Source organism: Actinacidiphila guanduensis, assembly GCF_900103985.1.
GTDB classification, from domain to species: Bacteria; Actinomycetota; Actinomycetes; order Streptomycetales; family Streptomycetaceae; genus Actinacidiphila; species Actinacidiphila guanduensis.
In genome coordinates, this window is record NZ_FNIE01000026.1 from 51,954 (window position 1) to 70,384 (window position 18,431).

Consider the following 18,431-nt stretch of genomic DNA (forward strand, 5'->3'; position numbering starts at 1 on the left):
AACATCCTCGCCGTTGATGTCATCAGGTGACATCACCTTACCCCACTGATGTCACCTGATGACATCACTGGGGGCCGCGGGCGGCGGCACTACACTCGCGGGGTGGGACGATGGGAGCCTGGGGCCGGTGACCGGCTGCGCGAGGCGGCGCTGACGCTGTACCTCGAACGCGGCTTCGAGCAGACGATGGTGGCCGACATCGCCGACCGGGCCGGGGTGACCGCCCGCACCTTCTTCCGCTACTTCGCCGACAAGCGCGAGGTGCTCTTCGACCGGTCGGCCGAGCTGGAACGGTCGGCCCTGGCCGCGCTGGAGGCGGCGCCGGCCACGGCGTCGACGCTGGAGGCCGTCGCGGCGGCGCTGTCCGCGGCGGCCGACCTCATCGGCCAGGACCGCGAGCTCGCCCGCAAGCGCCAGGCGGTGATCATGTCCACCGCCGACCTCCGGGAACGCGAACTGATCAAGCTGGCCGACCTGTCCGCCGCGCTCGCCGAGGGCCTGCGCCGCCGCGGCGTCCCCGCCGCGGAGGCGGCCCTGGCCACCGAGGCGGGCTCCGCCGTCTACCGGGTCGCGTTCCAGCGCTGGGTGGACACCGAGGACGGCACCCTCGACCTCCACGAGGCCATCCGCCAGTCCTTCGCCCAGCTCCACACCCTGACCACCCCCCATTGACCCCCCGCCCCCGGGCCGGGCCGTATCAGGCGTACGGAAGCAGCGTCGAAGTATCCAGGCCGAACCCGAAAGGCCGCGGGATGTCCAACGTCCCGCCGAAGTCGACATCCTCGCGCCGGTGGTACTTCCCCCCGTCGGGGCGGCTGAAGAGCGTGGCGGTCTTCAGCCGGGCATCCACCACCAAGTAGAGCGGAATCCCCATGATCGGGTAGTCCCTGAGCTTGCCCACCCAGTCGTTCTCGGGATTCGAGGGCGAGACCAGCTCCACAGCGATGGCCGCGACCTCCGCGGGGACCTGGTTGTCCGTGGTCTCCAGGGCTTCGGCGGGCAGATAGGTCAGGTCCGGATTGCGGCTCTTGCCGACCCCGGGCGACACCAGGTCCGTGTTCTCGCTCGGCACGAGGCCGCTCGGGCTGTGCGCGTCGAACTGGCGCCGGATCACCAGCAGGTTGCGCTGATGGAAACCAGTGCGGCCGACCGCCATGAAGAGGGTGTCGCCGGAGAGTTCGACCTTGTACCCGTCCGGCAGGCTCCTGCGAGCCTCTTCGAGCAGCGCCAAGTGCTGCGGGTCCATCCCGGGGTGCCTCCCAAGAGCGAACCGACTTGCCGCCCATGCTAACGGGGAGTCTGCCACCGCCCCGGAGCTGCATTATGCATGCACCGATGCTAAAGTGATGCCATGACCGCGATCACGATCCGGGACGTCCCGGACGAGACCGTCAACGCGCTGAAAGTGCGCGCCGCACAGGCCGGCAAATCGCTCCAGGCCTATGCCCTGGAACTCCTGTCCCGGGAAGCCGCCAAGCCCACGCTCGCGGAAATGGCCGCCCGCCTCGATCGCGAGACCCGCACCACGCTCCGTACGACCGACATCCTCGGCGCCATCGACGATGGACGTGACCGCCGTTGATCGTGATCGACTGCTCCAGCGTGGTGCACTTCCTCCTCGACCAGGGCGAGACAGGAGCCGCTGTCCGCCGGCGGGTGGGCCGCGCGGACAGCCTCGCGGCGCCGGGGCTGCTGGACTACGAGATCACGTCGGCTGTGTTCGGGCTGGCACGCGGTCGGCGCGGGGGCGAACCGAGGATCACGGGGAAGGAGGCCGTGAAGGCGATCACCGACTACCAGGCCCTTGCGGTCGATCTGCACCCGACCCTGATCCTGTGGCAGCGGGTACGGAAGCTGTCCGACAACCTCTCCGCATACGACGCCCACTACGTGGCCCTCGCCGAAAGCCTCGACGTACCGCTCGTCACCAGCGACGCCAGGATCGAGCGCAGTGGAGCCGCCCGCTGCGCGGTCGAGACCTTCGCGACCCCCGGCAGCTGAGCTGTTCGGCCACCGCCCACGCCGGGACGGGGGCTCGGCGGAGCGGGAAGAGAGCCCCCTGTCGGGTTCGAACCGACGACCTACGCTTTACAAGAGCGTCGCTCTGGCCAGCTGAGCTAAGGAGGCGCAGGGACGAGTGTAGCTGGCAGGGGGCCGGGCGGGCGGGAAAAATCGGGCGGGGGGCTGGTGACAAGGGGGGATCCGGGAGGTAGCGTCACGGGGAGCCCGCGTCTCGCGGGCTGGACCAGTTCGGAACACCCCGGGGCCCCGGCCCCGGAACGCTTCCTTTACTCGGATCGTCCGGCACGTTCCTGCCGGTGAAGGGACTGCAACACTCCATGGCTACAGTCACGTTCGACAAGGCGACCCGGATCTACCCGGGTGGCGACAAGCCCGCGGTGGACGGGCTCGACATCGAGGTGGGCGACGGCGAGTTCCTCGTCCTCGTCGGCCCCTCCGGCTGCGGCAAGTCGACCTCCCTGCGCATGCTCGCCGGGCTCGAGGACGTCAACGCCGGCGCCATCCGCATCGGTGAGCGGGACGTCACGCACCTGCCCCCCAAGGACCGGGACATCGCGATGGTGTTCCAGAACTACGCCCTGTACCCGCACATGACGGTGGCGGACAACATGGGCTTCGCGCTGAAGATCGCCGGCGTCAACAAGGCCGAGATCCGCAAGCGCGTCGAGGAGGCCGCCAAGATCCTCGACCTCACCGAGTACCTGGGCCGCAAGCCGAAGGCGCTCTCCGGCGGTCAGCGCCAGCGTGTCGCGATGGGCCGCGCCATCGTCCGCGAGCCGCAGGTCTTCCTCATGGACGAGCCGCTGTCGAACCTCGACGCCAAGCTCCGTGTGCAGACCCGCACCCAGATCGCCAGCCTGCAGCGCCGGCTGGGCGTCACCACCGTCTACGTCACCCACGACCAGGTCGAGGCCATGACGATGGGCGACCGCGTCGCGGTGCTCAAGGACGGCATCCTCCAGCAGGTCGACAGCCCGCGGAACATGTACGACAAGCCGGCCAACCTCTTCGTCGCCGGCTTCATCGGCTCCCCCGCGATGAACCTGGTCGAGGTCCCGATCACCGACGGCGGCGTGAAGTTCGGCAACACCGTGGTGAACGTCAACCGCGAGGCCGTCAAGGCCGCCGCCGACAAGGGCGACCGCACGGTCACCGTCGGCGTCCGCCCGGAGCACTTCGACATCTCCTCCCCCAACGGGAGCGGCCTGTCGAAGGAGGGCCCGGAGGGCCTGGCCGTCACCGTCAACGTCGTCGAGGAGCTCGGCGCCGACGGCTACGTGTACGGCTCCGCCGAGGTCGGCGGCGAGCACAAGGACCTGGTGCTGCGCGTCGGCGGCCGCGAGATCCCCGAGAAGGGCTCCGTGCTGCACGTCGTGCCGCGCCCGGGCGAGACCCACGTGTTCGCCACCTCCACCGGCGAGCGCCTGAGCGACTGACCCGGCGGCACGCCGCCGGCAGGCACGAGCAGGAACCAGCCGCGGGCCCAACCGCCCGCGCACGGCTGACCGTTGAACCGGCCGGCCGGTACGCACCCCGTACCGGCCGGCCGTTCGCATCCGCGGGTGACTGCCCCCCGGCGGACGCCCGTCAAACATCCGCATATCCGGCCTTTCGGGTCACCTCGTCAACACGACGCCGCCAACCGCACGGTTTCACCTCGCTCGTCAGGGTGACTAAATGTCGCCAAATCATCACCAGTCGCTACGATCCGATGCGTGAACCAGGTAGCTCGCCGACTCGGCAAGACATTCGCGCTCGTTCTTCCGGTCGTCCTCGTGCTGTCGGGGACGCTCGCCGTCACCCGCGTCCCGTGGGCCTCCTCCTCGTCGGACGGACAGGTACTGACGGTGGCGTCGTCGAAGAAGGGCACCGCTCTCGCGCCTCAGGAGGCGCTGCGCCGCCGGTTGCTGACCGAACTCCAGGAGAAGGACCCGGGCGCCGCCCTGACCGACCTCCAGGTGGCCATGGCCAAGCAGCCCTCACTCGCCCGCTATTGCGCCTCCATCGCCCGCTCGCTGGGCCGCGCGGCCGTCGCCAAGTACGACGGCGCCACCCAGCGCGCCCAGGCGTGGTCGCGCCCGGTGTGCGACACCGCCTTCGCCACCGGGGTGGCCTCGGTCGGCTGAACCCCGCGCCGGGACCGGCCCGTTGGCGCCGAAGCCCGAACCCCCTTGACGACATCACCCCGCCGACGGCACACCGGGGGCGTACGACCGTACTGCACGGTCGTACGCCCCCGGTCGCATAAGGTGCGCTGCATGACCCGCGACCCCAAAGGCAGCCCCAACGGATCCCACGGGCCCCGCACCGCGCCGCACACTCTCGCCCCTGTCCCGGCCGCACCCGTCACCCAGGCGGTGCTCCTCGCCGGCGGGCAGGGGTCGCGGCTGCGCCCGTACACCGACGACCGGCCCAAGCCGATGGTGGAGATCCCCGGCACCGGGACCCCGATCCTCGGCCACCAACTGGCCTGGCTGGCCACGGAGGGCGTCACCGACGCGGTGATCTCCTGCGGGCACCTCGCCGAGGTGCTGCAGCAGTGGCTGGACACGACGCCGCTGCCGCTGAATGTGCGCACGGTGGTCGAGCACGAGCCGCTCGGGCGCGGCGGCGGGCTGAAGTTCGCGGCGGGTTCGCTGCCGCGGCCGGACGAGCCCTGGTACGCGACGAACGGCGACATCTGGACGCGCTTCCCGCTGCACGAGATGGCCGCCTTCCACCAGGAGCGCGACGCGCTGGCGACCCTCGCCCTCGCCCGGCCGCGCATCCCCTGGGGCGCGGTGGAGACCAACGAGTTCGGGCAAGTGCTGGACTTCATCGAGGCGCCGCCCTCGCCCTACCTGATCAACGCGGGCGTCTACGTCTTCGCGCCCGGCTTCACCGAGCTGCTGCCGGACCTGGGCGACCACGAGCGCACGACGTTCCCGCGGCTGGCCCGGGAGCGCCGCCTCGCCGGCTTCCCCATCCCGCACGGCGCCTACTGGCGGGCGATCGACACGGCCAAGGACCTCAACGAGGCGGCCAAAGAGCTGCGCGGGACGGTCTAGCCGGCTTTCGCAGCGTGCGGCCGCATTCCGGCCGGAAGCGAACTCCATGACGAACTCGGGCCTGGCCGCCCGGCAATGGACGGCTCTCTCCGGAATTGCACCACCGGCGCACCGCCGGAGAATCGCTTCGTCACCGCCGCGTACGACCGACCGGTCATCCGAATGCGGAGCAACGAATTCCGGAGCAGCGAAAAGGTTTTTCCGACGTCAACGGAAGTCCGGCCCCCGGCCGTTTCACGGCTGGGGGCCGGGGAGACCGCCGACGACGACCCGTGGGGTTTAAGCCGTCGCCGGCGGTGCCTTGCAAGGGGAAACCGGTCCCGCCCGCAGGCGGGAGCGGCAACCCCGGGAATCGGCCTGAGCGGTGCCCGGGGGCTACCGCCGGATCAGCCGTTGCAGAACGGCACGCTTCCGGCGGGCGCGCAGTTGTCCGGGGAGTTGCTGCGGACGAGCGTGCCGATCAGCGTCACGCTGCCGGAGTTCTCCTCGATGCCGCCGCCTGCAGTGGTGGCCGTGTTGCCGACCACCGCGCCGGCGACGAGCGTGCTCGTCCCCGCCTCGTTGTACAGACCGCCGCCGGAGTCCGCGGAGTTGTTCCGCAGCGTGCTCGCGTTCAGCGTGACCGTGCCGCCGAAGTTGGCGATGCCGCCGCCGACGTCTCCGGCGGCGGCCTGGCCACCCCGGAGGGTGACCGCGTTGAGGCTGAGAGTACCGGCGGCGGCGGGGACGCCGGCGGCGCCGTCCACCTCGATGATGCGGAAGTCGGGTGCGCCGGGGGCCCGCACGATGTCCGTGCCGAGTCCGGTCATGGTGATCGGAGTGGTGATGACAGGAAGTCCGGACGGGCCGTTGGCACCCGTGCCGTGAGCTGCTGTCAGGGTGTAGGTGCAGAACGGCGAGAGCACGAGGTCGTCGCCCCCGACGGCGTTGGCCGCGTTGACGGCGGCGACGAGGGCGTTCTCGCTGCAGCCCACGATCTGGGCGGCATGGGCGCTGGTCGGTACGAGGAAGAGGACGGCGGCGGAGGCCCCGGTCCCCAGCACAGCGGTGATCTTGCGCGGAAGTCGCATCTGGTTGCTCCCTTTGCCCTGGTCGCGGGCCGCACCAGTCGGTGCCCGGATGACACCGACTGGCGATCCGTCCCTCTTCGCGGGGGAGCTTGCCCAACGACGCCGGCAGCAGAAGAGCCCCGGCCCAGGAGAAGCCGGGAAAAGCCGCCTGTCGCAACTCCTCCGAAAGAGGGTTGGGCGGCCCGCCGGTTCGGATAAGCACAGCAAAACACCGCCGTCAGAGCGAAGGCAAGGAGTGCTCGATAAGTCGTACCGGACCCCGGGCGTGAATTGCACGACGCGCAGATGTACCACCCCGCCGTATCAACACCGCGACCCCCCGGTGCGCCCGGAACCACCGCACACAGGCCGGCGGAATGGAAGAGCCACCGAACTCCCTGTTATCTTTCGTCCATATCCCCCGGAGTATCGGCAATTCATAGGTTTTCTTTCCCTGCTCTCGGCCTCCGGGGATTTTCCTGGTTCTTCATCGGAGTGGGAGTTGAATGTGGGCACGCGGGAAGGCCGGCCGGTCCCTTCGGCCCAGGCGGGCGGCCACGACATGGCGCGGACCCGGTCCGGTGGCCGGTCCCCGGCGGACACGCTGGACACCCGGCTCTCCCGTGCCGCCCGGCTCCACCCGGACGACCCCGCGTTCACCTTCGTGGACTTCGCCGCCGGCCAGGCCGCTCGCCGCACCACGATGACCTGGTCCGACCTCGACCACAGGGTGAGCCGGACGGCCGATGCGCTGCGGGCCGCCGGCTGTGCCGGTGAGCGGGTCGCCGTCGTGGCCCCCCAGGGACCGGCGTACGTCGTGGGGTTCCTGGCCGTGCTGCGGGCGGCATCGGTCGCCATTCCCCTTTTCCCGCCGGACCTCGCCGGGAACACGGAGCGCCTCGCCGCCGTCCTGCGCGACGCCGATCCCGGCGCGCTGCTCACCGCAGCCGGCGGCGAACAGGCCCTGGCCGACTTCTGCGCGGAGCGCGGGGTGTCCGGCACCGCACGCGTCCTGGCGGTCGACGCCCTCGACGCCCTCGACGCTGTCGCACCCCCTGCCGCAGGCGGGCCCGCACCCGGGCGCGACGCTCCCGCCGTCCGCACTCCGCTTCCGGACGATTGCGCCTACCTGCAGTACACCTCGGGCTCGACCCGCTCGCCGAGCGGCGTCGAGATCACCCATGCCAACCTCCTGGCCAACGTGGACCAGGCCGTCGCGGCCTACGAGATCCACCGCGAGCGCAACCAGATGGTCTCCTGGCTGCCCTTCTTCCACGACATGGGTCTGGTGCTCGCCCTGGCGATCCCGGTGGCCCGCGCCGTGCACGCGGTGGTCATGGAGCCCGCCGCCTTCGTGCAGCACCCGGTCCGCTGGCTGCAGTTGCTCTCCGACCACCCCGGCGCCGTCACGGCCGCCCCCAACTTCGCCTACGACTACTGCGTGCGGCGGGTGGCCCCGGGAGCGCGCCCCGGCCTGGCCCTGGACCGCGTGTCCGTGATGATCAACGGCAGCGAGCCCGTCCGGTCCCCCACCCTGGCCGGCTTCCAGCGGGAGTTCCTGCCCTGCGGCCTGTCCCCGCACGCCCTGCGCCCGTCCTACGGCCTCGCCGAGGCCACGGTGTTCGTCGCCACGGCGCCGGCCGGACGTGCCCCGCAGGCCACCGCCTTCGACCGCGCCGCCCTGCGCGGCGGAAAGCTGCGCCCGGCATCCGGTGACGGCGAGGCGACCGAACTGGTCTCGTGCGGAACTCCCGTCGGCCAGGAACTAGTCGTCGTCGATCCCGCCACCCGGCGGCCCCTCGGTCCCGACGAGATCGGCGAGATCTGGGTCCGGGGCCCCAACGTGGCACGCGGCTACTGGCGTCAGCCGGTGCTCACGGCCGAGGTCTTCGGCGCGCACCTGGCCGACGGGCCCGCCCAGGGGGTGCAGACCGGCGGCTGGCTGCGCACCGGCGACCTCGGAGCCGTGCACCACGGCGCCCTCCACGTCACCGGCCGGATCAAGGACCTGGTCATCCTCGACGGCGTCAACCACTACCCGCAGGACATCGAGGCCACCGTCCAGGAGGCCCACGCCCTGATCCGCACCGACCACGTGGCCGCGTTCTCGCTGACCGTGGACACCGAGGAGCGTCTCGTCGTGGTCGCCGAGCACTCCCGGCAGGAGTCCGCCACCGACCGGCACCGCGCCGAGGTCGCGCGAGCGGTCCGGCAGGCGGTCGCGGTCGGGCACGGCGTCTCCGTCCACGACTTCGTCCTGGCCGCTCCGGGAACCGTGCCCCGGACAACCAGCGGCAAGGTCTCCCGCAGCGCCTGCCGTACCCACTATCTGGCCGGTGCCTGGAGTGCCGCGGCCATGGAGGACGTCGATGCCGGAGGCAGCAGGTGACCGGCCGCGCCGGGTCCGCGCCCCACGACGGCGCCGACCGGGCCGGGCTGGACACCCTGCTGCGCGACCTGGTGGCACGAGCCTGCGGCATCGACGCGGAGGAGATCGACGCCGACCGGCCGCTCGCCGAGTACGGCCTGTCGTCGCGGGACGCGGTCGGCATCGCCGGGGAGTTGGAGGAGACGCTGGGCCGGGTGCTCCCCGCCACGCTGCTGTGGGAGGAGACCACCCTCGCCGCCCTGGCCGACCGGCTCGCCCGGGAAGGCGCCGGCAGCGCCCAGCCCGCCGGGCGGCCGGCCGGCGGCACCGGCGGAGCCGCACCGGACAGCGACCTGCCGGCCGTGGTGGGCATCGGCTGCCGGCTGCCGGGGGGCGTCCACGGCCCGGATGCCTTCTGGGAGTTCCTGCTCGGCAACGGGGACGCGGTCGGCGACGTGCCCAGCGGCCGGTGGGCGGCGTGGGGCGAGCGGACCGAGGAGGCAGCCGCCGGGCTGCCGGCCACCGTCCGGCGCGGCGCGTACCTCGACGACGTGGCCGCCTTCGACGCCCGCTTCTTCGGCATCGCCCCCCGCGAGGCCGAACTGATGGACCCTCAGCAGCGGCTGGTACTGGAGGTCGCCTGCGAGGCGCTCCAGCACGCGGGGATGCCGGCGCCGACCCTGCGTGGCAGCGCCACGGGGGTCTACGTCGGCCTCAGCGCGACCGAGTACGCGCTGCTCACCACCGCGGACCCGGCGGCCGTCACGGAGTGGACGGCGACCGGTTCGGCGGCGAGCATCGTCGCCAACCGGCTCTCGTACACGCTGGACCTGCACGGCCCGAGCATCACCGTGGACACGGCCTGCTCCTCCTCGCTGGTGGCCCTGCACCAGGCGGGCCGCGCGCTGCGCGCCGGCGAGTGCGATGTGGCGCTGGTCGCGGGGGTCAACGTGCTCCTGTCGCCCGTGGTCGGCGCCGGGTTCGCGGAGGCGGGTGTGCTCGCCCCGGGCGGCCGCTGCCGGCCGTTCGACGCGGCCGCCGACGGCATCGTGCGCGGCGAGGGCTGCGGCGTGGTGGTCCTCAAGCGACTGGCCGACGCCGAGGCCGACGGGCACCGCGTACTGGCGGTCGTCCGCGGCACCGCCGTCAACTCCGACGGCCGATCCGCCGGTCTGGTCGCCCCCAACCCGCATGCCCAGCAGGCGCTGCTCACGGCGGCACTGAGAGACGCCGGCACCGCGGCGGCGGACGTGGACTACGTCGAGACGCACGGGACGGGAACGCTGCTGGGCGATCCCATCGAGGCGGGGGCGCTGGCCGGCGTGCTGGGCTCCGGGCGCCCGACGGACCGGCCGCTGCTCATCGGCTCCGTCAAGAGCAACCTCGGCCACCTCGAAGGGGCTGCGGGCATCACGGGTCTCATCAAGACCGTCCTCGCCCTCCATCGGCGCAGGCTGCCGACGACGCTGCACTTCCGTCAGCCCAACCCGCACATCGACTTCGCGGCGGGCGGGCTGCGGGTGGTCGACCGGCCGACACCCTGGCCGGCCACGAACGGGCGACCGGCCCGGGCGGGCGTGTCCGCCTTCGGTTTCGGGGGGACCAACGCGCATGTGGTCCTGGAAGGGTGGACCGGTGACGGGGACACCCTGCCCGGCGCCGAGGACGCGGGGGACGCCTCGGCCGCCCCCGAGGGCGAGGGCGCCCCGCACATCCTCGTCGTCTCCGAGCGCTCCGAGCGGCGCGTGGCCGACAGCGCCCGCGCCCTGGCCGACTGGCTGTCGGCCCCGCAGCGCACCGTCTCGCCGACCGACCTCGCCCACACGCTCGCCACCAACCGCTCGGGCGGTGTCGCCGGCGCCGTGGTCGGCCGCAGCACCGAGGAGCTCACCGCGGGCCTGCGGGCCCTGGCCGAGCAGCGTGCTGCGAACGGCGTGGTCCTGCCGCGCGCCGTGCCCGCAGCCACGACGGCCGCGGAACCGGTGTTCGTCTTCTCCGGCCACGGCAGCCAGTGGGCCGCGATGGGCGCCCGGCTGCTGGCCGACGAGCCCGCCTTCGCCACCGCGGTCCACGACCTCGACCCGGTCTACGCCGAAGCCACCGGGAAGCCGCTGGGCACGCTGCTCGCCCAAGGCGCGGGCTCCGACGACGTCGCGCGCGTCCAGCCGCTCCTCTTCGGCCTCCAAGTGGCGCTCGCCCGCACCCTGCAGACGTACGGGGTGGAGCCCGCCGCCGTGGTCGGGCACTCCCTGGGCGAGGTGGCCGCGGCAGTGGTGGCGGGCGCACTGACACCGGCCCAGGGGCTGCGCGTCGTGCTGCGCCGCGCCGCGCTCCTGGCAACCGTGGACGCGCAGCGGCTGGGCGCAATGGCGGCCGTGGAACTCCCGCTCGACGAGCGGAGCACCGTGCTGGGCCGCTACCCGGGTGTCGGGATCGCGGTCGACTCCTCGCCCATGCGGTGCACGGTGGCGGGCCCGGCCGGCGCTGTCGGGTCCCTGGTCGCGGACCTCGAAGAGCGCGGCATGACCGGCCGGGTGCTCGACGTCGGCGGCGCGGGCCATTCGGCCGCCGTGGACGGCGTCCTTGCGGACCTGCGCGCGGATCTGGCCGACCTGACCGCCGAGGCGCCGCACCTTCCCTGGTACAGCACGGTGTACGACGACCCGCGGTCCGTTCCGCGGGCCGACGCCGATCACTGGTGCGCCAACGCCCGCCGCCCGGTGCGTCTGCGGCAGGCGGTCGCCGCGGCCGCCGAGGACGGCCACCGGGTGTTCGTCGAGGTCTCCCCCCACCCTGTCGCCGCCCTTCCGGTGCACGAGACCCTGGCCACCGCCGGGGCCGAGGACTTCCTGGTGCTGTCGACGCTGCGCCGTGACACCGAGGAGGCGGTGGCCCTGCACACCGCGCTCGGCGAACTCCATCTGGCCGGCGTACAACGGACCGGCGAGCGGCTGTGGCCCGCCGGCCGCCGGGTACCGCTGCCCGCACCGCCCTGGCGCCACGACCGCTACTGGGCGGATCGCACGATCCGCGACGACGCCGACCGCGGCCGCCCGCCGCTCGGGGTCCGCGCCGACGTGCCCGGTTCGGGGCGCGTCCTGTGGCGCGGGAACGTCGGCATCAAGGGCTGGTGCCGGGTCGAGAAGCGGGTGCACGGCACCGCGGTGATGCCGCTGGCGGTGTGCGCCGAGATGTTCCTGTGCGCCGCCACCGAAGCCTTCGGCGTCCCTCTCGACGCGGTCGTGGTCCGCGATATGGCGCTGGACCGGCTGCTGCCGCTCACCGACAGCACGCCGGTCACCACCCTGCTGGAACCCGAGGGGCCCGGGCGGGCGGCGGTCCGGATCTTCACCCGCTCACCGGTGGGGACATGGTTGCGCCACGCCTCCGCCGTCGTGGAGATCGCCCGGGAGGAGCCGGCTCCGGCCGCGGCCGGGGCCCTCACCGTCGACGTCGGCCCGGCCCTGCCCCCACAGGGCGTCGCGGCGCCCTGGCAGTTCCCCCCTGCCCTGCTCGACGCCTGCCTCAACGCACCGGCCGGTGCCGGCCGGGTGGCCCAGGAGGCAATGCCGGTGGCACTCGACTGCCTGCGGGCCCGCCGGCCGGTGCCCGCCGGCGCGGTCTGCCGCACCTGGCCGGCCGAATCCCCCGGAGCCGGCGGCTCCCGGTCCACCTGGTCGGTCCGGCTGGAGGACGCAGCCGGGGCGGCCCTGCTCGCCGCCGACGGAGTGGAGCTGCGGGTACCCGACCCCTCCGAACTGCCCGTCCCCCTCGGGGAAAAGGCGTACGCCGTGATCTGGGAACCGGCCGGGCAGGAGGGGCCGGATGTCCCTGCCGCGTCCGACGTCCTGGTGCTCTGCTCGCCGCAGCCGTCCCGGCCGCCTTCCGGCCGGCGCCTGCTCGACCGCCTCGCCGCAGCCGGCCTGCGGGTGACCCTGACGCGGGGCGACCCGCTCTCATGGGCGCGCTCGCTGGCCACTTGGCGCGAGGAGCTTCCCGCCGACGCCCGGGGCGCCGTCGTACTGCCGTGCATCGCCGGCGAGGGCCCGCACACCCCGGCCGAGGTGCTGCCCTGCGTGGCGGCCGCCGTACGCGCCATCACCGAGGGCGGCACGGGCACACCGCCGCGACTGGTGCTGGTCACCGAGTCGGCGGCGGCCGTCGGCCCGGACGAGCCGGGCGACCCGGACGGCGCCTGCCTGCAGGGCCTGGTGCGGGTCCTCGCCCTCGAGCACCCCGAACTCCGCCCGTGCCTGGTCGACCTCGACGGCTCGCCCGAAGCCCCGGACGACCTGGTCCGCGAACTCGCCACGCCGGCCGGCGCCGACGTCGTGGCCTGGCGCGCCGGCGAGCGGTACCTCGCCCGCCTGGTGCGGGCGGAGGTCGCGGCGCCGGCCGCCGGCACCATCGTCCGCCCGTTTGCCCGCTCGGACGGCGCCTACGTGCTGACCGGCGGCCTCGGCGGCCTGGGGCTGGCCGTGGCCCACCGCCTCGCCGAACAGGGAGCCGGCCGGCTCGTGCTCAACGCCCGGCGCCCGCCCGGCACTTCGGCCCGGCGATCCCTCGCCGCGATCCGGCGGCTCGGTACGGATGTCGCGGTCGTGCTCGGCGACATCGCCGAGCCCGGCGTCGCCGAGAACCTGGTGGGCCAGGCGGTACGCCACGGCCACCCCCTGCGCGGCGTCGCCCACGCGGCCGGTGTCCTGCGGGACGAGCTGGTGACCCGGCTGACCGCGGAAGCGGTCACCGCCGTCCTGCGCCCCAAGGTCGAAGGGACCAGGCGGCTGGCGGAGGCCACCTCCGACCAGGAACTCGACTGGTGGCTGGCGTTCGGATCGGCCGCCGCCCTGCTCGGATCGCCGGGCCAGGCCGCCTACGCGACCGCCAACGCCTGGCTCGACGCCCTCGTGCACACGATGCGCGGCCGCAGGGGCATCGGCACCTCCATCGCCTGGGGGCCGTGGACGGGCACGGGCGGAGCCCCGGACATGGGCGCTCTCGCCGTCGACTCCCTCGCCGTCGACGAGGGCCTCGACGCGCTCCAGACCGTCGTCGCGGCGGACCGGGCCCACACCGGGGTGATCCGGCTGGACGCGGGACGGGTCGCCGCGGCCCTGCCCGGGATCGAGGAGATCGCCTACTTCGCAGCCGTACTGGGTCCGTCCGCGACGTCGGGCCCGGACGGCGGAGGCGACGGCCACTCCCGCCTCGACCTGGGCGCGCTCGACCGCGAATCGGCCGTCGCTATGGTGCGGCAGCGCGTGCTGGAGCAGGCGGCCGCGGTGACGGGCCTGGACGAGATCGAGACCACGGTGCCGCTGACCGAACTCGGCCTCGACTCCCTGATGGCGGTGCGGATGCGCAACGCGCTCAACCGCGACTTCGGCACCGTGCTGCCGCAGAAGCTCCTGCTGCGCGGCGCCACGCTGGACGACCTGGTGGCGGCGGTCCACGCGGCCGTCGTACCGGAGCCGCAGCCCGCGGCCGCCGCATCCGGGCCTGCGGCACCGGCGACGGTCCTCACGCCCACCGCGACCGCCGGCACCTCCGCCACCGGACACGTCACACCGGACGCCCGGCCCGCACCGGGCCGGGCCCACGACGCGGGCGTCGCACCTCACCGGGACCAGGGTGCGGCGCCCGCCGCAGCAGGAGCAGCACGACCGGGCGGGCCGGACATGCCGGAGTCCGTGCTGCCCCGGGACGCCGCCGAGCGGCTGGTCCTCGTCGCCTGGACCCTGGCGAGCGGGGACAGCGTGGCCGGTGTCGACCACGAACTGCCCGAGCTGCGCACCGATCCCGAGCTGCGTGCCGCCTTCGCCGGGCACATCCGCGACCGGCTCGACGGCGACCCCGCGGCGCCCGGAGCGGACCGGCTCGCGGAGCGCACCACCCTGGCAGCCGTGGCGGACCTGGTCCGCCCGGTGCTGGAGGGCGAGGACGGCAGGACGCCGGCCCGCGGGCTGGTGCGCGTGCTGCGCGACCCCGGCCCAGGCGCCGGCGGCCCGCCGCTGTTCGTCTTCCACCCGGCCGGCGGCACGACGAGCGTCTACCGGCCCCTCGCGGCGCTGCTCCCCCCGGACCGCCCGGTCATCGGCCTGGACCGGACCGAGGCGCACCGCACGGTGGAGGAGAAGGCCGAGCGCTATCTCGCCGAGATCCGCCGCCTCCAGCCCGAGGGCCCCTACCACCTGCTCGGCTGGTCCTTCGGCGGTTGCCTCGCCTACGAGGCGGCGGTCCGCCTGCGGGAGAGCGGCGCGAAGGTCGGCTACCTCGGGCTGGTGGACACGATCCTGCCGGCGGCGCTGCCCGAGGCGCCGACGCCGGAGTTCCTGCTGCAGCGATTCGCCAGGTTCGCGCAGTATATCCGCTCCGCCTACGGACGCACGCTGCAGCTGCCGTACCAGGAGATGGCACGCATGGACGAGGACAGCCAGGTGGAGACGCTGATGCGGCATCTGGCCGACGCGGGGCTCGGGATGAGCCCGGGCGTGCTGGAGCACCAGCGCACCTCGTACATCGACGCCCGTGCCGGTGAGCGCTACGACCCACGCCCCTACCCGGACCCGGTGGTGCTGTACCGCGCCCGGGAGATCCAGACCCTGACCACCGCCATCGACCCGCGCTACCTGCGTGAGGACGCGGACCTGGGGTGGGCACCGCTGTGCCCGCGCCTGGAGGTCGTGCACGTGGACGGCGACCACCTCTCGCTCATCGACCCCCCGCACGTGGACGTGATCGCGCGCCACCTGCGGGATGCCCTCGACCGGCGCTGAACCGCGCTCCGGCAGCCACCCAAGGACGAGCCCATGGCCCCCCGAATCCCGCACCACCGCCCGCTCGACGGGCGGCTCCACCGGCCCCACGTGCCGCGCGCGGCGGCAGTGCGCGCGCTCGCCGCGGGCGGGCTGCTGCTGGTCGCACTGCTCGCGGCCGGTCTGCCCGGCTCGCTCCCCGTCCACGCCGCCGAGGCACGGGTTGCCGTACCGGCTGCGGCCTCCCGCACGGCCACGCCCAGCGGGGCCTACGTGGCCACGACGACCCGGCTGGACCCGCACGTCGTGGACATCGGCGTCCATTCCCCCGCCATGCGGGCCACCATGCCGGTCCGGCTGATCCTGCCGCCCGGCTGGTCCGCCGGCAGCGGCCGCACCTATCCCGTGTTCTACCTGCTCCAGGGCGCGAGCGACGACTACACCTCCTGGACGCGGGAGACCGACATCGAGACCCTGGCCGCGCATGCCCAGGTGATCGTCGCGACGCCCGAAGGCGGCCGGGCCGGCTTCTACACCGACTGGTGGAACGGCGGCCGCGGTGGTGGCCCGAACTGGGAGACCTTCCACACCGTGGAACTGCCGCAGGTGCTGCGGACCGACTTCCACGCAGGTTCGCGGCAAGCGGTCATCGGCATCTCCGAGGGCGGGCTCGGTGCCCTCGACTACGCCGCCCGCCACCGCGGCGCCTACGTGTTCGCCGGTTCCTTCAGCGGAGTGGTGGACCTCGACGACGGCGGCCTGCGCGCGGGTGTGGAACTCACCTGCGCTCGCGAAGGCGTCGACTGGCGACGGCTGTGGGGCGACCCGGTGCGCGACCGGAAGGTGTGGGAGGCGCACAACCCGGCCCATCTCGTGGACCGCTTCCGCGGGGTCCGGGTGTACCTGTCCGCCGCCGCCGGGATGCCCGGCACGCTGGCCACGAACGCCCCGCCGGAAGCGGGCCTGCTGGAAGCCCCGACCTACCAGCCGACCCTCCGGTTCGCCGCGTCCCTGCGCCGCGCCGGAGTGGCGGTCACCTCGCACCTCTATCTGTCCGGGACGCACGCCTGGCCCTATTGGCAGCGGGAGTTGCACCTGGCCTGGCCGGCGGTGCTGAACACGCTGCGGGCAACCCGGTGAGCGTCCCCGTCCGGCCCGCAGCGCAGCCGCCGACCACCGCGGAGCGCCTGGCGGAGTACGAGCGGCGGCGGGCCGAGGCGCTCGCGCCGGTCCCTCCCGAGGCCGTCGAGCGACAGCACTCCCGTGGCAAACTGACCGCGCGCGAGCGGGTCGCCCTGCTGCTGGACCCGGACTCGTTCGTGGAGACCGACGCACTGGTCCGTCACCGCTGCCACGACTTCGGCATGCAGGAGCGCCGCCCCGCGGGCGACGGCGTGGTCACCGGCCACGGAACGGTGGACGGCCGCCAGGTCTTCGTCTTCGCCCAGGACTTCACGGTCTTCGGCGGCAGCCTCGGCGAGATGTACGGCCAGAAGATCGTCAAGGTCATGGACCTGGCGCTGCGCACGGGGTGTCCCGTGATCGGCATCAACGACTCCGGTGGGGCGCGCATCCAGGAAGGCGTGGAGTCGCTCGCCCTCTACGCCGAGATCGTCCGCCGGCATGTCGGGGCCTCGGGGGTCGTCCCCCAGATCTCGCTGATGGCCGGGCCGTGCGCGGGCGGCGCCGTGTACGCGCCGGCGGTCACCGACTTCGTGGTCATGGTCGACGGCATCTCGCACATGTTCGTCACCGGGCCCGAGGTGTTGCGGGTGGTCACCGGTGAGTCGGTCGACCGGGAGGAACTGGGCGGGGCCGGCGGGCACAGTACGGGCTCCGGAGTGGCCCACCACCTCGCGGGGAACGAGGCGGACGCCTTCGCCTACGTGCGGGCGCTGCTGGGCTTCCTGCCGGCCAACGCGCTGGAGGATCCACCCGAATACCCGCGGGCCGGTGGTTACGGGGTCGCGGATACCGAACCGGCGCTGGACGTACTGGTCCCGGACGATCCGGGCCGGCCGTACGACATGCGTGAGGTGCTCTCCGCCGTCCTCGACGACGGCGAACTGCTGGACGTGCAGCCGCTGTTCGCCCGTAACATCATCTGCGGATACGGCCGGGTCGAAGGCCGCAGCGTGGGCGTCGTGGCCAACCAGCCGACGTACCTGGCCGGCGCTCTGGACATCGCCGCGAGTGAGAAGGCGGCCCGCTTCATCCGCACCTGCGACGCCTTCAACGTGCCTGTGCTCACCTTCGTCGACGTGCCGGGCTTCCTGCCGGGCGTCGAGCAGGAGCGCGGCGGCATCATCCGGCGCGGTGCGAAGCTGATCTACGCCTATGCCGAGGCCACCGTGCCGATGGTGACGGTCGTGACGCGCAAGGCGTACGGCGGCGGATACGGGGTGATGGGGTCCAAGCACCTGGGTACCGACGTCAATCTCGCCTGGCCGACCGCGGAGATCGCCGTCATGGGTGGCGAGAGCGCGGTCACCGTCCTGCACAAGGACGCCCTGAAGTCCGCTGCCGACCCGGCTGCCGAACGGGCCCGGTTGCGCCGGCACTACGAGCGGACCCTGTGCAGCCCCTACGTCGCTGCCGAGCGGGGGTACGTGGACGCCGTGATCCGCCCCCGCGACACCCGTCGCGAAGTGGCCGACGCCCTGCGGATGCTGCGGTCGAAGCGGCCCGAGCGGCCGCCGCGCAAGCACGGGAACATCCCGCTGTGAGCGGGGCGAGCACGGTGCCTGCGCCGTTCCGCGCGTCCCCCCGGTCGCGTCGTGTCCACCGGCCGGCCGCTCCGGCGGGCACACCGGTCCGCCGCCGCGCCTACGCGGCCCATCACCACCGGCCTTGGAGGAGCTGTCGTGCGTAAGGTGCTCGTCGCGAACCGCGGTGAAATCGCTGTTCGGGTTGCCCGTGCGTGCCGGGATGCGGGGATCGGCAGTGTCGCGGTGTATGCGGAGCCGGATCGGGATGCGGTGCACGTCAAGGTGGCCGACGAGGCCTACGCCCTGGGCGGTGACACTCCCGCGGCCAGTTACCTCGACATCGCCAAGGTCCTGGCCGCGGCGAAGGAGTCCGGCGCGGACGCCATCCACCCCGGCTACGGGTTCTTGTCGGAGAACGCCGAGTTCGCCCAGGCGGTCCTTGATGCCGGCCTGACGTGGATCGGGCCGCCGCCGCAGGCGAT

The 18,431-nt window shown here is 73.4% G+C and carries 13 protein-coding genes and 1 tRNA gene; 11 read left to right on the top strand and 3 right to left on the bottom strand.

Features of this window, described 5'->3' with window-relative positions:
* Positions 1-102 precede the first annotated feature (102 nt).
* Positions 103-672 carry a TetR family transcriptional regulator gene (locus BLR33_RS33140; protein WP_093788544.1) on the top strand — a complete coding sequence of 190 codons (570 nt, stop codon included), beginning with the start codon at positions 103-105 and terminating at the stop codon, positions 670-672.
* Positions 673-697: 25 nt separating this feature from the next.
* On the opposite strand, the gene BLR33_RS33145 is transcribed toward BLR33_RS33140, so the two are convergent.
* A complete protein-coding gene (locus BLR33_RS33145) occupies positions 698-1,246 on the bottom strand; it encodes a Uma2 family endonuclease (RefSeq protein WP_093788546.1) in 549 nt (182 codons plus the stop codon).
* A 105-nt stretch (positions 1,247-1,351) separates the two neighbouring features.
* Between BLR33_RS33145 and BLR33_RS33150 the strand changes: the two genes are divergently transcribed.
* A complete protein-coding gene (locus tag BLR33_RS33150) occupies positions 1,352-1,582 on the top strand; it encodes a FitA-like ribbon-helix-helix domain-containing protein (protein WP_093788548.1) in 231 nt (76 codons plus the stop codon).
* 2 nt (positions 1,583-1,584) lie between these two features.
* Positions 1,585-2,001, top strand: coding sequence for a type II toxin-antitoxin system VapC family toxin (locus BLR33_RS33155; protein WP_245771838.1), 417 nt, complete (start codon positions 1,585-1,587; stop codon positions 1,999-2,001).
* Positions 2,002-2,053: 52 nt separating this feature from the next.
* Here the strand turns inward: BLR33_RS33155 and BLR33_RS33160 are convergent.
* A tRNA-Thr gene (locus BLR33_RS33160) sits at positions 2,054-2,127 on the bottom strand.
* A 212-nt stretch (positions 2,128-2,339) separates the two neighbouring features.
* On the opposite strand from BLR33_RS33160, the gene BLR33_RS33165 reads away from it, so the two are divergent.
* The 3 genes from BLR33_RS33165 to BLR33_RS33175 all read left to right on the top strand — a co-directional run bounded on the left by BLR33_RS33165 (position 2,340) and on the right by BLR33_RS33175 (position 5,069).
* Positions 2,340-3,458, top strand: a complete 1,119-nt coding sequence (locus tag BLR33_RS33165; RefSeq protein ID WP_093788552.1) for an ABC transporter ATP-binding protein — start codon at positions 2,340-2,342, stop codon at positions 3,456-3,458.
* A 279-nt stretch (positions 3,459-3,737) separates the two neighbouring features.
* Positions 3,738-4,148 carry a hypothetical protein gene (locus tag BLR33_RS33170; RefSeq protein ID WP_093788553.1) on the top strand — a complete coding sequence of 137 codons (411 nt, stop codon included), beginning with the start codon at positions 3,738-3,740 and terminating at the stop codon, positions 4,146-4,148.
* Positions 4,149-4,280: 132 nt separating this feature from the next.
* On the top strand, positions 4,281-5,069 hold the full coding sequence (locus BLR33_RS33175) for a nucleotidyltransferase family protein (protein ID WP_093788554.1): 789 nt from the start codon (positions 4,281-4,283) through the stop codon (positions 5,067-5,069).
* 386 nt (positions 5,070-5,455) lie between these two features.
* On the opposite strand, the gene BLR33_RS33180 is transcribed toward BLR33_RS33175, so the two are convergent.
* On the bottom strand, positions 5,456-6,139 hold the full coding sequence (locus BLR33_RS33180; protein ID WP_093788555.1) for a hypothetical protein: 684 nt from the start codon (positions 6,137-6,139) through the stop codon (positions 5,456-5,458).
* A 487-nt stretch (positions 6,140-6,626) separates the two neighbouring features.
* On the opposite strand from BLR33_RS33180, the gene BLR33_RS33185 reads away from it, so the two are divergent.
* From BLR33_RS33185 to BLR33_RS33205, 5 genes are all read left to right on the top strand, one after another.
* Complete coding sequence (locus tag BLR33_RS33185) at positions 6,627-8,507, top strand: fatty acyl-AMP ligase (protein WP_218136753.1); 1,881 nt, start codon at positions 6,627-6,629, stop codon at positions 8,505-8,507.
* A complete protein-coding gene (locus tag BLR33_RS33190; protein ID WP_218136754.1) occupies positions 8,504-15,262 on the top strand; it encodes a type I polyketide synthase in 6,759 nt (2,252 codons plus the stop codon). The genes BLR33_RS33185 and BLR33_RS33190 overlap by 4 nt, the downstream gene beginning before the upstream one ends.
* Before the next feature lie 33 nt (positions 15,263-15,295).
* Complete coding sequence (locus tag BLR33_RS33195) at positions 15,296-16,381, top strand: alpha/beta hydrolase (protein ID WP_093788556.1); 1,086 nt, start codon at positions 15,296-15,298, stop codon at positions 16,379-16,381.
* Positions 16,378-17,967, top strand: a complete 1,590-nt coding sequence (locus BLR33_RS33200; protein ID WP_093788557.1) for an acyl-CoA carboxylase subunit beta — start codon at positions 16,378-16,380, stop codon at positions 17,965-17,967. The genes BLR33_RS33195 and BLR33_RS33200 overlap by 4 nt, the downstream gene beginning before the upstream one ends.
* 138 nt (positions 17,968-18,105) lie before the next feature.
* Positions 18,106-18,431, top strand: a 326-nt coding sequence (locus BLR33_RS33205; RefSeq protein ID WP_322987223.1) for a biotin carboxylase N-terminal domain-containing protein, incomplete at its 3' end; no start/stop codon positions are given.

Coding starts and splice junctions, on each gene's coding strand:
- BLR33_RS33165 (WP_093788552.1), top strand. CDS start 2,340: ATGGCTACAGTCACGTTCGACAAGGCGACCCGGATCTACCCGGGTGGC.
- BLR33_RS33195 (WP_093788556.1), top strand. CDS start 15,296: ATGGCCCCCCGAATCCCGCACCACCGCCCGCTCGACGGGCGGCTCCAC.
- BLR33_RS33180 (WP_093788555.1), bottom strand. CDS start 6,139: ATGCGACTTCCGCGCAAGATCACCGCTGTGCTGGGGACCGGGGCCTCC.
- BLR33_RS33145 (WP_093788546.1), bottom strand. CDS start 1,246: ATGGACCCGCAGCACTTGGCGCTGCTCGAAGAGGCTCGCAGGAGCCTG.
- BLR33_RS33150 (WP_093788548.1), top strand. CDS start 1,352: ATGACCGCGATCACGATCCGGGACGTCCCGGACGAGACCGTCAACGCG.
- BLR33_RS33175 (WP_093788554.1), top strand. CDS start 4,281: ATGACCCGCGACCCCAAAGGCAGCCCCAACGGATCCCACGGGCCCCGC.